The following is a 15,908-nucleotide window of genomic DNA, read 5'->3' as shown; positions in this document are numbered from 1 at the left end:
GTTACAAGATCGCCCGCCAATACTTCTGGAAAACCTGGGATATCGTAAATAGGTTTTTTAGGATAGATCTCTGAACACTGTCCTCCTGGCTGTGGCAAAGCATCAATTAAATGGCACTTCAGCTTTAATAAACCTGCTTCAAAAACCGTAAATAATCCCGTTGGCCCTGCCCCTATTATTAGTATATCTGTTTTAATCATAACTTTTAACTTTCCCCATCTTAAAAATGGGATTTACAATAACATTTCTAACTTTTTTCTTTTTCTATTTCTCAACTAAACTCTTCGTGAATTCGTTTAATTTATCAACCTTTTCCTCAAAATTTCCTTTAATCGTCTTTCTATATTTATTCAGGTTTTGAACAAGATCATCAATATTCTCTGGAATCACCTCCTCAAAAAACTGTCGTAATCTTTTTGCTGTAGTAGGAGATTTTCCGTTGGTAGAAATAGCTATTTTCACATTTCCCTTTGTAACAATCCCTCCCATATAAAAATCGCAGTATGGTGGGTTATCCGCTACATTTACCAAAATATTCTCCTCTTTACAGTCTTTATAAACTTGAACATTTACTTCCTCTTTATCTGTAGTCGCTATCACAATATGCTTATCTGCTAAATAATTCTCAGCATACACATCTTCAATCATTTCTACATTATGAGCTGTTGCTTTAGCTATAGTTTCCTCTCTAAAATAGGGAGCCACCATTTGCACTTTAGCATTTGGACTCGATTTCAGTAAAAAAGTAAGCTTTTCTAAAGCAACATTTCCACCACCTACTATAAGTGTATTCAGATTATTTACCTTTAAAAAAACAGGATACAATTCATTTCGCTCTTCCATCTTCGCTCACTATTAAACAGTAGCTACCTCACTACTAATTTCCAATATCTTCTCTCTATGTTTTACCACTTCACCAATTACAATAATTGCCGGATTGGTAAGTTGCTGTTCCACTACAATTGCTTCAATAGTATCAATAGTTCCCACTCCTATCTTCTCTTCAGGAGTCGTCCCACTTTGAATAATAGCTACAGGAACTTCATGTTTATTTTCTTTTTTAAATAATGCTGTTATTTCTGAAAGCTTACTCATTCCCATAAGTATCACTACTGTTGCTGATGATTTAGAAGCCAGAACAACATCATTTGAAAGTTTATGAGCTTTAGTGGTGCCCGTGATTACCCAGAAACTTTCTGAACTCCCTCTTTTTGTCAATGGAATATTCTGATAAGCAGGAACTGCTAACGCTGATGATATTCCAGGAATAAAATCGGTTTCTATTCCATGAGCAATGGCATATTCCATTTCTTCGGAACCTCTTCCAAAAACAAAAGGATCTCCTCCTTTTAGGCGCACTACATGGCCATTAGCTTTTGCGCTACTTACAATAAGTTCATTTATTTGTTCCTGCTGAAAGGCATAGCATCCTTTTCGCTTTCCCACAAAAATATGCTCCGCATTCGGCGCATACGTTAGCAATTGTGGATTTACCAATGCGTCGTATAAAACAACATTAGCGGTCTGTAAAGTTTTCATACCTTTAACAGTAAGCAAATCCGGATCTCCCGGACCTGCTCCTATTAAAGTCAGTTTTGGTTGGTTATTTGTCTGCATTAGCTAATTCAAATCTTCTGAAAGCATCTGCTTTATCATAAAAAGCTTGCGCATCTTTTAGAAAAGATTTGGCAAATGTTTCAGATGGTTTATTATTTTTAATTTGATAAACGAGATCAGGGAAAGATAGATTTAGTGAAATCTTTCCGGTTGCAACAAACACTTCATTGAACTGATTTATGATACTCACTTGAGTATTGGTCTTTTTATTTTCTCCTATTAATAATGCTTTCGCTGTATTTATCAAAGAGGTATATGATTGATAGATACTATCCGCCCATCTTTTATCTTCCAAAGACAACTGAGCCTTTTCTATCTTCTCCACGCTTTCATATAAAAGTGTAGCGACCAAATCAATTACTACGCCGGCACATTCTCCTACTCCTACTTCCTGAACATACTTTTTATCATTCCCCCAATCTACAAAATCATTCTCAGATAAATTATCTGTATCTGACAAAGGTTTCAGAAAATCATAAAAATAAACTTGTTCTTTTCTGTCATAATACGCAAGGAAATCCTCACTTTCTTCCTTATTTTTCTCAAAATCATCTAAAATTAAACGTAATGCCTGTGGTCCTCTTTTGGATGGTACTTTTATAACTTTATCAGCAAATCTTCCTTCTCCATTTCCTAGAATCCCTCCTCCTAATAATACTTGTAATGCTGGAGCTACTAATTTATCTTTTGTACGAATAGACATTCCTTGGAAACCTATATGAGCCATGTTATGCTGCCCGCATGCGTTCATACATCCGCTAATTTTAATAGCTACTTCTCGATTATCTCTATATTGAGGATACTCTTCTATAAGTACTTTTTCTAAAACATCTGAAATACCTGTACTACTCGCTATACCAAGGTTACACGTGTCTGTACCTGGACAAGCTGTAATATCTGCCGTAGAATTATAACCTAAATCTGTAAAACCAAGTTCCTTCAATTCCAAATAAAATAGAGGTAGCAAGTCTTCTTTCACATGACGAATTAATATATCTTGACGTAAGGTAAGCCTTAATTCATCTGCAGCATATTTCTTTATCAAATTTGCTAGCTTTCTAGCTTTATCCGTGTAAAAATCTCCTAATCGAACTTTTATTCCGATAGAAAACAAACCTTCTTGTTTCTGTGGTGATACATTAGAATCTCTCCACTTTCTATACCCTTCTACATCTTTTAAATCTACCTTTGGAATAGAAATAGCATCTAATGCCGCTTGATTTAATTCAAAACCTTCTTCACTAATTGGATATGAATGATAAGAAAGTGCTAACTTTTCTTCTTCTATTAACTGTAAAAATCCATCTAAACCAATGTCTTTTAGTAAGAATTTCATTCTAGCTTTTAAACGTTTTGAACGCTCTCCATGCCTATCAAAAATTCTAAGCGTACTCTCTATTAGAGGTATAACCTGATCTTCTGGTATAAATTCATACATTACATCTGCATGTCTAGGCTGAGATCCTAAACCACCACCCAACATTACTTTAAATCCTTTCTGACCATCTTTAAGTTTTGCTATAAAACCTAAATCATGAATATAAGAGATTGCAGTATCAGCTTCTGTAGATGAGAATGAGATTTTAAATTTCCTTCCCATTTCTTGACAGATAGGATTTCTCAAAAAGAATTTAAAAACAGCATGAGCATACGCTGAAACATCGAATGGCTCTTTTGGATCAATTCCAGCCTCAGGACTCGCCGTTACGTTACGAACTGTATTCCCACAAGCCTCTCTAATTGTTACATCGCTTTGCTCTAATTCTGCCCACAATTCTGGCGTTCTATCAAGACTCACATAATGAATCTGAATATCTTGACGTGTTGTAATATGCAAACGCCCTCTAGAATACTCATCCGAAACATCGCAAATACGCAACAACTGATTCGAAGTTACTTTTCCGTATGGTAATTTAATACGAACCATCTGAACTCCCTCTTGTCGTTGACCATAGATCCCACGAGCTAAACGTAAACTCCTAAAACCCTCTTCATCTACCTTTCCTTCTCTAAAAAGACGAATTCTCTTCTCTAAGTCTATTATGTCTTTCTCTACAACCGGATTTTCAATTTCTGTTCTAAAACTTTGCATGTTTCTTAATTTTCTTAATTATTTACCCCACTTAATTCTTTCCCAAATACGTTCATGAAAAAAGTAAAGTGTCATTTTGGTCACCAATTCTATCAATCCTATAGACAAAGCCAATGTTAAGGTTCCTGTTACAAACCATGAGATTAATACGGTGTCTAATGTTCCCACAATTCTCCAGCTTACAGATTTTGCTATACTTCTACTTACTTTGTCGCCAGAAAGCGTTCTTTCACTCCCCTCCTTACTGCGATTCCCCTGAAATACCTTATCTAATATCATCGTCAATTTCTTTTAATACTCTACTTAATCGATAGGTTAATAGAATTTAAAAGCGAAAGTAATATATAATTCGAGAAATCCCAACGATTTTTAAGATTTTTAACTAAAGAATGTAAGAATTGAAAAATCATCACAAAAAAAGGTTGTGATAAAACCACAACCTTTTCTATTCAACTATATTTAAACAAGTTACCTCTTTTACCTCAAGGCTTGTTTTAAATCTGCAATTATATCTTCTACAGTTTCTAGTCCAACTGAAACTCTTACCAAGCCATCAGAAATTCCAACTTGCAATCTATCTTTTTCAGACAATTTACTGTGTGTTGTAGAAGCTGGATGTGTAACAATGGTTCTTGTATCTCCTAGATTAGCAGATAATGAACACATCTTAATATTGTTCAAGAATTTTCTTCCTGCTTCAACACCTCCTTTTACTTCAAAAGCAACTATGCTTCCTCCCTTTTTCATTTGCTTAATAGCAATTTCATACTGTGGATGCGACTTTAAGAAAGGATATTTTACAAAATTTACATTGCTATGAGATTCTAAAAACTCCGCTACTTTCAATGCATTCTCACAATGGCGATCCACACGAACAGCCAAGGTCTCTAAACTTTTAGAAAGAATCCACGCGTTAAATGGTGATAAAGCAGGGCCTGTATTTCTTGAGAACAAATAAATCTCTCTTATTAAATCTGCAGGTCCAACAGCTACACCTCCAAGCACACGTCCTTGCCCATCAATTAATTTTGTGGCAGAATGCACAACAATATGAGCTCCAAAATCAATTGGCCTTTGTAAATATGGTGTTGCAAAGCAATTATCTATAATCAAAATTAAATTATGCTTTTTTGCTATTTGTCCTAAATATTCAAGGTCTAAAACATCTACAGCAGGATTTGTAGGAGTTTCAGCAAAAAGAACTTTCGTATTTGGCTTAATTAAACTTTCAATAGAAGCTACCTCATCAATTTTAAAATAAGATGTTTCTATATTCCACTTCGGAAGAAACTTTGTGAAAAGCGAATGTGTTGATCCAAAAACAGAACGTGCCGAAACAATATGATCGCCACTATTTAGTAATGCTGCAAAAGTTGAAAAAACCGCAGACATTCCAGTTGCAAAAGCATAACCAGCTTCCGCTCCTTCCATCTTACACATTTTATCCACAAACTCCGTGGTATTAGGATTTGTAAAACGACTGTATAAATTACGCGACTTTTCTTCCGCAAAAGATGCTCTCATATCTTCCGCATCCTCAAAAACAAAACTTGACGATAAGTAAATGGGAGCAGAATGTTCCAAAAATTCTGTTCGCTCAATTTGAGTTCTTATCGCATCAGTTTCAAAATGTTCCTTACTCATAATATTTTATTGTTGCTATATGCACCAAGCTATTACACTTGATACAAAATTTATTTACTCTTAATCTATGCTACTTATATATTCTTAATACTTTTTATCCTCTCTCTGCCAACTTAAGAATATCTCCAAAAACTCCTCTTGCAGTAACTGCAGCTCCTGCTCCTGCTCCTTGAATAACTATCGGTCGGTCACCATAAGATTCAGTATAAATTTCAAAAATAGAATCTGCCCCTTTCACTTGTCCTAAAACACTATCTGCTAGCACAGAAACTAATTTAACATCTAAAACTCCTTTATCCTGTTGTAAATCTCCATGCAAGTCTCCAACATAACGGAGTACATTTCCTTTTTCCTGATTTTCTTTAATTTCTTGATACGGAGCATTAAACTCAGCTAAGCTATTTAAAAACTCAGGCACTTCTTTTTCTCTTAATTTCTCTGGAACTAAATTCTGAATATTAACATCTTCAAATTCATTTTTAAGATCCAATTCACGAGCGAGAATTAATAATTTTCTACCAACATCATTTCCATTCAGATCTTCTCTTGGATCTGGTTCTGTAAATCCTTTATCAATGGTATCTTTTAAGATCTCATTAAAAGGTTTTTCTTCAGAAGAAAATTGATTAAATAAATAACTTAATGTTCCTGAAAAAACACCTCGGATTCTAGTAATATTCTCTCCTGATAAATGTAAAATTCGAATAGTATCTATTAATGGCAGTCCTGCTCCAACATTTGTTTCATATAAATATTGCTTCTGATTTTTATCCAGTAGACTTCTTAATTCTTCATAGAAACCGAAGCTTAAAGTATTTGCTATTTTATTTGATGATACCAAATCGAATCCATTTTCTACCAACTTTGTATAGTTTCCAACAAAATCTTTACTAGCCGTATTATCAATAGCAATAAGGTTTTCTAAATGATGTTCGTTTGCAAAATCAATTACATCTTGGATATTTGATGGAGCTGTTGAGTTTTTAATTTCATCTTTCCATTCAGAAGTAACGCCATCTTTAGCTAGCAATACTTTACGAGAATTTGCTACTGCAAAAATATTAATCTTTAATTTTTTACGCTCCTCGATATTTGCTGCGGAAGTAAGGACCTGATCTATTAAAGTTCCTCCTACTAATCCGTGACCAAAAATAGCGATGTTTATTTTTTTCGAGATATCGAAAATCTCACCATGAATTACATTCAATGCTTTATGAAGCTGTGATTTTTTTACAACTAAACTCACATTCTTTCCTGTAACTGTATTATTAAATAGAATAGGAATTACCTGATTCTTAATAAGAGCATTGTATGGTTTATGGAACGTACTGAGATCTTGACCGATGATAGATATTACAGAAACATCATCTACAACAGAAATCTTATTAACGTCTTTAGAATAGAAATCATTTTCAAACTCTTTTTCCAAAGAAATTATTGCTTCCGTAGCATCTTTTGCATTTACCACCACTCCAATTCCTCTTTCTGAAGAACCTTGAGAAATAATACTAACGCTAATATCTTTTCTTCCTAAAGCATTAAATATACGCGCATCGACTCCTGCTTTTCCTAGCAACCCACGCCCTTCAAGATTTACTAGAGCTACATTTTCTAGTACAGAAAGTGATTTTATACCTTCTTTCTTTGGGTTTGCAGTTATAAGCGTTCCTTTATTATCGTGATTAAAAGTATTTAATATTCTAAGCGGAATATTTTTTTCAATTAGAGGAATAATTGTTTTTGCATGTAAAATCGTAGCTCCAAAGTTTGCTAACTCATTTGCTTCATTAAAAGACAATTCTTCAATTCTTTGAGCGCTAGGCACCAAATCTGGATTGGCTGTAAAAATACCATCTACATGAGTAAAGCTTTGTAATTCTCCAGCATCTAAGAAATTTGCCAATAACGAAGCTGTATAATTACTTCCGTTTCTTCCTAATGTTGTGGTCTCATTGTTAACACTAGAACCTATAAAACCAGTTACAACATTTACCGTATCTCCATTGTGAGCTGCAAAATGTTTAAGTACGTTTTCTTTGGATGCTTTTTCTAACGGCTGTGCATCACCAAACTTTTCATCTGTTTTTATAAGAGATCTTGAGTCGGTGAAATTAGCTTTAACTCCTTTCCCTTGGAGAATTTCAGTAATTAATTTTGCTGAAATCACTTCTCCTTGAGCCAATACCTCGTCTTTAATCTTAGTACTACAATCTCCCAATAGACTTACTCCTGAAAACAATTTTTCAAGTCGGTCGAATTCTACTGATAAGTCTGCACTTTTATAAGCTTCCGTCTGATATTTTTTGAAAGCTTCAAATAGATGAGCATAATCTTGACCTGTAGCCGCAGTTTCCAAAATATTCTCCAACTCATTGGTAGCATTATTTCTAGCAGAAACTACAACTGTGATTTTCTCTCCTTCTTTTACCTTATTTTCTATGATCTCGATAACATTATTAATACCGTCGCCATTTGCCAAGGATTTCCCTCCAAATTTTAATACTTTCATTTTATTATCTTTCAAGGAAGACTCAAAAATTCCTCCTATTATTTTTTCTAATTGTTCATATTCTATTAAAAAAGCATCATGTCCGTGTACAGAAACTACCTCTCCATAACGCACACGATCACTAGATTGCGCTAATTGCTTATATGTTTCTCTATTTTCTTCAGCAGTAAAAAATAAATCAGAACTCACACCTACAATATGCACATTGGCATCTATAGATTCTAAAATATCAAAGTGTTCTGAGCGATCTCTAGTAACATCTATTGTTTTTAGCAGTTGATTCATTAATTTATAAGCTGATAATTGAAAACGCTCTTGCAATTTTGCTCCATGATGCAACAACCAACTCTCCACATTAAACACCTGCAACTCTGCATTTGTAGTACGTTTGAAACGTGTTTTAAAAGATTCTGGCGTACGATAACAAAGCATGGCATGCATTCGTGCATCGTGCACAGGCTGCTTAGAATTCACTAAGAATTGCTCTTGAATCTGGCAATTTGCAATGAGCCAATCCGTAGATTTCCAATCGGTTGCTACAGGAATAAAATGTTGAGTAATATCTGGTTTTAAAGCAGCCATTTCCCAAGCAATTCCACCTCCTAAAGAACCGCCAATAAGCGCATATAACTTAGTAATTTTTAAAGTCTCTAGTCCTTTCAAAAAAATACGCGCTATATCTCTAGCTACAAAGTCTTTGTAATTATCTATTACAAATCCATCATACCCATTTCCTGGAATATTAAATGCCAACACCGTATAATTATTGGTATCTATCGCCCTTCCGTCTCCAATTAAATCTTTCCACCAACCATTTACACCGCTAACATCAGAATTTCCGGTAAGCGCATGATTAACCATCACAATTGGCGCTGTATGCAATGCTCTTCCAAAGACCTGATAAGACAAGTCTATATCTTGTGTAACGCCGCTTAATGTGGTATACTTTTTTAATGAAATATGTAACAAATCGTTTTTCAACGTCTTAACTTTTTATATGTTGTAATGCTTGTTTTAAATCAGCTTTTAAATCTTCTAAATCTTCAAGACCCACAGAAATTCTGATCAAATCTATTGTTACTCCCGCTGCAGCTTGTGCCGCTTCATCTAACTGTTGATGCGTTGTACTGGAAGGGTGAATAATCAATGATTTTGTATCCCCAATATTTGCCAATAAGGAGAATATCTCAGTATTGTCTGCTACAGTTTTGGCCGATTCAAAACCTCCTTTTACTCCAAAAGTAACCAATCCACTTTGTCCTTCAGGCAAGTATTTATCAGCTAATTTTTTATATTTATTATCTTCCAAACCTGGGTAGTTCACCCAAGCTACTTCTTCTTGCTCTTGTAACCATTTTGCTAATGCCAATGCATTTTCACTATGTTTCTTGATACGTATTGACAAGGTTTCTAATCCTTGTAAAATCTGAAAAGCATTTAACGGACTCAATGCCGCTCCATGATCTCTTAGTCCTTCTATTCTTACTTTTGCAATAAAAGCAGCTTCTTTTAACGCATCGTGATAAATAAGGCCGTGATAACTAGGGCAAGGTTCTGTAAATTCAGGAAATTTTCCGTTTGCCCAATTAAAAGTACCTGCATCTACAATAACTCCTCCTAAGGAAGTTCCATTTCCACAGATATATTTCGTTAAAGAATGAATAACAATATTCGCCCCATGCTCAATAGGTTTTACTAAATAAGAAGTAGCTACTGTGTTATCTACAATCAAAGGGACTTCTGCTTTTTTTGCTTCCTCAGAAATTGATTTGATATCTAATACATCCAATTTAGGATTTCCTAAGGATTCAATAAAAAAAGCACGAGTATTATCTTTTACAGCTGCAGCGAAATTACCTGCATCATCTGGATCTACAAATGTAGTTGTAATACCTAGTCTCGGCAGGGTGTTACTCAATAAATTATAAGTTCCTCCATAAAGGCTACTCGAAGCTACAATATGATCTCCAGCTTTTAACAGCACTAATAATGCTGTAGAAATAGCCGCAGTTCCTGAAGCAGTTACCACAGAAGCAATCCCTCCATCTAAAGCTGCAAGACGTTTTTCTAACACATCATTTGTTGGATTATTTAACCTTGTATAAATATATCCTGGCTGTGATAAGTTAAAAAGATTTGCAGCGTGATCTGCATTATTAAATACGTAAGAAGAGGTTTGATAAATAGGTACTGCTCTTGTTCCTCCGTTGGCTGTTACATCGTGACCTGCATGAAGTGCGTCAGTCGAAAATTTTTGTTTACTCATTTTTCTATATTTTTAAAATTATATCCTAGCTGAATAATCAGCATATTATATGTTAGCAAGAAAAGCGTAAACGCGTAAGAATTAAATTCTTGTTATCTATCCACAAATGTGGTAGAATGTAGCACCTTCTTTATAGATAAAGGGTTGCTAAGGCATCGACAGGTCTATTCCTTCCGCCTTTCTTGATAACACTATCAAATTATGTATGAACTTACCCACTTAGTGGGATTTTCTTAATATTTTTCCTTAAACTTTAAATTTAAGGCAATGAACTCAAAGATTCAGAAATTATTTTCGATTTTCCAAATCTAGCGTAAGAAATCTAATTATAATGAAAAAGTTTCTTTTACTTTATCTACAAAGTCTAACTTTTCCCATGTAAAAAGCTCAACTTCTCTTTCAATTCTACCATTGTAGGGAGATTCATAAACTTTTGTAACTGTTTTTGGTTGTTTTCCCATATGACCATAAGCTGCAGATTCTAAATAAATAGGGTTACGCAGCTTCAATCGGTCTTCTATTGCAAAGGGACGCATATCAAATAACGCTGCCACTTTCTTAGCAATCTCTCCATCAGTTAAACCAACTTTAGAAGTTCCATAAGTATTTACAAAAATCGATGTAGGCTCTACTACTCCAATTGCATAACTTACTTGCACCAAAACCTCATCTGCAACTCCAGCTGCAACCAAGTTTTTAGCTATATGTCTAGCTGCATAAGCAGCACTTCTATCTACTTTGCTTGGGTCTTTTCCACTAAAAGCTCCTCCACCATGTGCACCTTTACCTCCGTAAGTATCTACAATAATTTTTCTTCCTGTAAGTCCACTATCACCATGAGGGCCACCAATTACAAACTTACCAGTTGGATTGATATGATATTTTATTTTATCATTAAATAACTCCTGTACATATGCTGGTAATTTCGCTACCACTCTTGGAATTAAAACCTCCAAGATGTCTTTCTTAATCTGATTTAGCATTTTCTCATCATCAGCATCAAACTGATCATGTTGTGTAGAAATAACTATGGTATCAATTCGCTGCGGAACATTATCATCTGAATACTCTATTGTAACTTGAGCTTTTGCATCTGGACGTAAATACGTGATTTCTTTCCCTTCTCTTCGAAGATCGGCTAGCGATAATAGCAACTTATGAGAAATATCTAACGCTAAAGGCATGTAGTTCTCAGTCTCATTAGTAGCATAACCAAACATCATTCCTTGGTCTCCAGCTCCTTGTTCTTCTTTGGAAGCTCTATCTACCCCTTGGTTTATTTCTTGAGATTGCTCGTGAATTAAAGAGATAACACCACAAGAATCTCCACTAAATTGATAAGCTCCTTTTGTATATCCTATTTTATTAATTACCTCTCTAGCAATAGACTGAACATCTAAATATGTAACACTCTTTACTTCTCCAGCAAGCACAACCTGCCCCGTTGTAACCAACGTTTCACAAGCTACTTTACTTTCTGGATCAAATGCTAAGAAATTATCTAGAAGTGCATCACTAATCTGATCTGCAATTTTATCTGGATGTCCTTCACTAACGGACTCGGATGTAAATAAATATGCCATAAAAATACTCTTTATAAACTATGTATTGAAGAAGAATTTTGACAGGCACGTCTAAAGGAGTTTTCACTGCTTTAGCTCTTTTTTTACGAGGTGGCAATCAGTCAAATCTTTCCTCAAAATTCTGGTACAAATGTAAGAATAAGATTGAAACTGAAAAATGTTTAACACTTTTTTATTTTTAGTTCTTTCTAATTTTCTGTTGCCCGCTTGTTTGGAAGTAGCTAGATTTTTCTACTAAATAATAGTTAGCGTAATGAGCGATATTAATTAGTAGTTTATGAGTTTAAGCTTTTACAGCATTAAATTTTATGTATTAAAGTAAAAGAAATTATTTTTCATCACACCATCATATCTTGTATCTTTACCGAAGTTTATAATTAACTTTAAAACAAAAATCCCATGCACGTTGCAATTGCAGGTAATATTGGCGCAGGAAAAACTACCTTAACAAGGCTCCTATCTAAACATTTTAATTGGGAACCCCATTTTGAAGACGTAGTAGATAATCCCTATTTAGATGATTTCTACACCCAAATGGAACGTTGGAGCTTCAACCTGCAAATCTATTTCTTAAATAGTCGATTTAGACAAATTCTTGAAATTCGTGAAAGCGGGAAGAAAATAATTCAGGATAGAACTATTTATGAAGATGCTTATATCTTTGCTCCCAATCTGCATTCTATGGGATTGATGACTAATAGAGATTTCAAAAATTATTCTTCGTTATTTAATTTGATGGAAAGTCTTGTACAATCTCCAGATTTATTAATTTACCTAAGAAGTTCTATTCCAAACTTAGTAAACCAAATTCATAAACGAGGAAGAGACTACGAGAATTCAATCTCCATAGATTATTTGAGTAGATTAAATGAACGTTATGAAGCTTTTATTCACGGATATGACAAAGGTAAATTACTGATTATAGATGTAGATAAATATAATTTTGTTGACAACCCTGAAGACTTAGGAGAGATTATTAATAAAATTGATGCTGAAATTAACGGATTGTTTGAGTAAAATATCTCTCCAAGAGAATACTAAAACACTTAATATAATGCAAAAAGCGCCTGATCTCTCAGGCGCTTTTTGCATTATATTAATTCTTATGTTATTCCTCCTTTAAAGCTCTTACTTGCTTTTCAATTTCTTTGGGAGTTCCTTCTACTACAACTTCTGTTGTTACCAATTCTCCATTTACAGTTTTCTGAGTTGTAATTACTACCTTTGCAGTCTCTTGATCGTCAGCTGTAACACGGATTTCTTTCTGAATAATTTCTTTCGAATTAGAGACCATTGCTTCTGAAGAATGTCCGCCCAAAATAGGGGCAATTACCAGTCCAATTAAACACGTCAATTTAATAAGAATATTCATTGATGGCCCTGAGGTATCTTTAAATGGATCTCCTACAGTATCTCCAGTAACTGCGGCCTTATGAGCATCAGAACCTTTGTACGTCATTTCTCCATTGATTTCTATTCCTGCTTCAAAAGATTTTTTCGCATTATCCCAAGCACCACCAGCATTGTTTTGAAAGATTGCCCACATTACTCCAGAAACACAAACACCAGCCATGTAACCTCCAAGAGGCTCCGCTCCGAAAACTAGCCCTATAAGAATAGGAGTAACGATAGTTAGCAGCCCAGGCAACAACATTTCCTTTAATGCTGCTTTGGTAGATATTTCTACACATTTACCATAATCAGGTTTTCCTGTGCCCTCCAAAATTCCTGGAATTTCTCTAAACTGTCTTCGAACTTCCTGCACCATTTCCATGGCTGCTTTCCCTACAGACTTCATTGCTAATGCAGAAAAAACAACGGGTATCATTCCTCCAACAAAGAGTGCAGCCAATACATCCGCCTTAAAAATATTAATCCCATCGATACCTGTAAAAGTTACATAAGCTGCAAACAAAGCCAAAGACGTTAATGCCGCCGAAGCAATTGCAAAGCCTTTCCCAACAGCTGCGGTTGTATTCCCTACAGAATCTAAAATATCTGTACGCTCTCTTACTTCAGGTTCCAACTCACTCATTTCTGCAACACCCCCAGCATTATCTGCAATTGGTCCAAAAGCATCTATTGCTAACTGCATAGCTGTAGTCGCCATCATCGCAGAAGCAGCTATTGCTACTCCATAAAAGCCTGCAAATTCATAAGATCCATAAATTGCAGCTGCGAATAATAAAACAGACCAAAAGGTAGACATCATACCTACCGCCAAACCAGCAATAATATTTGTCCCTGCCCCCGTAGAACTATTTTTTACAATATCCAATACTGGTTTTTTTCCTAAACTTGTATAATATGAAGTTACATAAGAGATAAGTGCTCCAACCGCTAACCCAATACAAGCTGACCAAAATACATTTATAGATGGCACTGCTACGGTGTAGTCGTTTCCAAAAAACTTCATATTCATTGTTTCTGGTAACATATGATCTATTAAGAAATAACTTGCCAATAGCGTCAATAATATAGCAACCCAATTTCCTGTATCTAATGCCCTTTGAACCTCTGGCTCTTTAGCATCGTTACTAGAAATTTTCACTAAAAAAGTCCCTATAATAGATGCCAAAATTCCCACTCCTGCAATTACTAATGGCAACAGAATCGGACCCATATTATCAAAATCATCTGCAAAAGGAGCATCGATACTCATATCTCGGATAACATAATTACCTAACACCATGGCGGCAAGTACTGTGGCTACATAAGAACCAAATAAATCAGCTCCCATTCCAGCTACGTCTCCAACATTATCTCCAACATTATCTGCTATGGTTGCAGGGTTTCTAGGATCATCCTCTGGAATTCCTGCTTCAACTTTACCTACCAAATCTGCACCAACATCGGCAGCCTTGGTATAGATACCACCACCAACACGCGCAAATAAGGCAATGGATTCTGCACCTAAAGAGAATCCAGCTAAAGCTTCTAAAACAATCGTCATATTATCATAAAAAGAACCTTCTCCTCCTATAAACTGACCTGTAAAAACTAGAAAAAACAAACATAGTCCCAAAACTGCAAGTCCAGCTACTCCTAGTCCCATTACAGTACCTCCTCCAAAAGATACTTTTAGTGCTTGTGGCAAACTAGTTCTAGCAGCATGTGCAGTTCTTGTATTTGCCTCTGTTGCAATTCTCATTCCTATATTCCCTGCCAAAGCAGAAAAAACAGCACCAATAACAAATGCAGGAACAATCATCCAACTTGTTGTATCTACAACGATTGAAATTCCGAATAGAGCAATAGCTGCAATTATTACGAAAATAACTAAGAGACGGTATTCAGCATTCAAAAAAGCGAGCGCTCCTTCTTTTATGCTTTTAGAAATAGATTGCATCTTTTCATTTCCGGCAGGCTGGCGTTTTACCCATGCAGCTTTTATTCCCATAAAAATAAGGCCTAGAATGGCCATTAACATAGGTACGTAAATAATATTCGATTCCATATTTATAAGTTAGTTAATAATTATATTCTTATAAATGTAAGGAAATCAGTAGAATAAAAAAAGCAATAACCTTTTGAGCTATTGCTTTCTATATAAAATATAAGATACTTTCTCTTTAGTCGATGCTTACCTCTTCTCTAGGAACATCACTATCTTGGTAACGGTTGATACATTTTGCAACGATATCTTTAGCATCTTCTAATGCTCCCCATCCTCCGATAGAAACTTTCTTTTCCTCAAGATCTTTATAAACTTGGAAGAAATGTTCGATCTCTTTAATTAAGTGTGGATTCAATTCGCTCAAATCGTTTACACGATTCCAAATTGGATCTGAAACTGGAACACAGATAACTTTCTCATCTGGTCCTTTTTCATCTTCCATATGGAAAACTCCGATTGGTTTCACCTCCATTACACAACCAGGAAAAGTTGGCTCTGTAACTAAAACTAAAACATCTAAAGGATCACCATCTAAAGCCAATGTTTCTGGAATAAAACCATAATCAGCAGGATACATCATCGAAGAGAATATCATACGATCGTAACGTATTTTTTTCAATTTAAAATCGTACTCGTACTTGTTTCTACTCCCTTTTGGAATTTCGATTAAAACATCGAAAGTTTTTATTTGATCTGAACTCATTTATTCTTTAAATTATAAATCCTGAATTCAGATTTTGAATTCAAAATTTGTTAGATACTTCTTTAAAATGGAGTGCAAAAGTAATCATTTTCGACAT

The 15,908-nt window shown here is 34.9% G+C and carries 12 protein-coding genes and 1 riboswitch; of the genes, 1 reads left to right on the top strand and 11 read right to left on the bottom strand.

What is annotated here, in order from left to right; all coding sequences use genetic code 11:
- The 9 genes from JM658_RS13930 to metK all read right to left on the bottom strand — a co-directional run.
- On the bottom strand, positions 1-200 hold a 200-nt coding region (locus JM658_RS13930; RefSeq protein WP_236959889.1), incomplete at its 3' end, for an NAD(P)-binding protein.
- 64 nt (positions 201-264) lie between these two features.
- A complete protein-coding gene (locus tag JM658_RS13925; RefSeq protein WP_236959888.1) occupies positions 265-843 on the bottom strand; it encodes a precorrin-2 dehydrogenase/sirohydrochlorin ferrochelatase family protein in 579 nt (192 codons plus the stop codon).
- A gap of 12 nt (positions 844-855) precedes the next feature.
- A complete protein-coding gene (gene cobA / locus JM658_RS13920) occupies positions 856-1,617 on the bottom strand; it encodes a uroporphyrinogen-III C-methyltransferase (protein ID WP_236959887.1) in 762 nt (253 codons plus the stop codon).
- Positions 1,604-3,709 (bottom strand): nitrite reductase, encoded by a 2,106-nt coding sequence (locus JM658_RS13915; protein WP_236959886.1) that lies wholly within the window; start codon positions 3,707-3,709, stop codon positions 1,604-1,606. The genes cobA and JM658_RS13915 overlap by 14 nt, the downstream gene beginning before the upstream one ends.
- 18 nt (positions 3,710-3,727) lie before the next feature.
- The gene (locus JM658_RS13910; protein ID WP_236959885.1) at positions 3,728-3,988 is read right to left on the bottom strand and encodes a DUF2061 domain-containing protein; all 261 of its coding nucleotides are present in this window, start codon (positions 3,986-3,988) and stop codon (positions 3,728-3,730) included.
- Positions 3,989-4,186: 198 nt separating this feature from the next.
- Entirely contained in the window at positions 4,187-5,353 is a 1,167-nt protein-coding gene (locus tag JM658_RS13905) for a trans-sulfuration enzyme family protein (RefSeq protein ID WP_236959884.1), read from the bottom strand.
- A gap of 94 nt (positions 5,354-5,447) precedes the next feature.
- Positions 5,448-8,843, bottom strand: a complete 3,396-nt coding sequence (gene thrA / locus JM658_RS13900) for a bifunctional aspartate kinase/homoserine dehydrogenase I (protein ID WP_236959883.1) — start codon at positions 8,841-8,843, stop codon at positions 5,448-5,450.
- Between the two features lie 4 nt (positions 8,844-8,847).
- Positions 8,848-10,128: an O-acetylhomoserine aminocarboxypropyltransferase/cysteine synthase family protein gene (locus JM658_RS13895; protein ID WP_236959882.1), complete on the bottom strand. Its 1,281-nt coding sequence runs from the start codon at positions 10,126-10,128 to the stop codon at positions 8,848-8,850.
- 89 nt (positions 10,129-10,217) lie between these two features.
- Positions 10,218-10,320: riboswitch (SAM riboswitch) on the bottom strand.
- A 134-nt stretch (positions 10,321-10,454) separates the two neighbouring features.
- The gene (gene metK / locus JM658_RS13890) at positions 10,455-11,711 is read right to left on the bottom strand and encodes a methionine adenosyltransferase (RefSeq protein WP_236959881.1); all 1,257 of its coding nucleotides are present in this window, start codon (positions 11,709-11,711) and stop codon (positions 10,455-10,457) included.
- A gap of 399 nt (positions 11,712-12,110) precedes the next feature.
- On the opposite strand from metK, the gene JM658_RS13885 reads away from it, so the two are divergent.
- The gene (locus JM658_RS13885) at positions 12,111-12,728 is read left to right on the top strand and encodes a deoxynucleoside kinase (RefSeq protein ID WP_236959880.1); all 618 of its coding nucleotides are present in this window, start codon (positions 12,111-12,113) and stop codon (positions 12,726-12,728) included.
- Positions 12,729-12,819: 91 nt separating this feature from the next.
- Here JM658_RS13885 and JM658_RS13880 read toward each other — a convergent pair whose 3' ends face one another.
- Together JM658_RS13880 and JM658_RS13875 are read right to left on the bottom strand one after the other, a co-directional pair.
- Complete coding sequence (locus tag JM658_RS13880) at positions 12,820-15,168, bottom strand: sodium-translocating pyrophosphatase (protein ID WP_236959879.1); 2,349 nt, start codon at positions 15,166-15,168, stop codon at positions 12,820-12,822.
- A gap of 115 nt (positions 15,169-15,283) precedes the next feature.
- A complete protein-coding gene (locus tag JM658_RS13875) occupies positions 15,284-15,811 on the bottom strand; it encodes an inorganic diphosphatase (protein ID WP_236959878.1) in 528 nt (175 codons plus the stop codon).
- Between the last annotated feature and the right edge of the window lie 97 nt (positions 15,812-15,908).

The organism is Joostella atrarenae, from assembly GCF_021764745.1.
Lineage (GTDB): Bacteria > Bacteroidota > Bacteroidia > Flavobacteriales > Flavobacteriaceae > Galbibacter > Galbibacter atrarenae.
The sequence above is the reverse complement of the archived record's forward strand: the minus strand, read 5'-3'. Positions and strand labels throughout refer to the sequence as shown.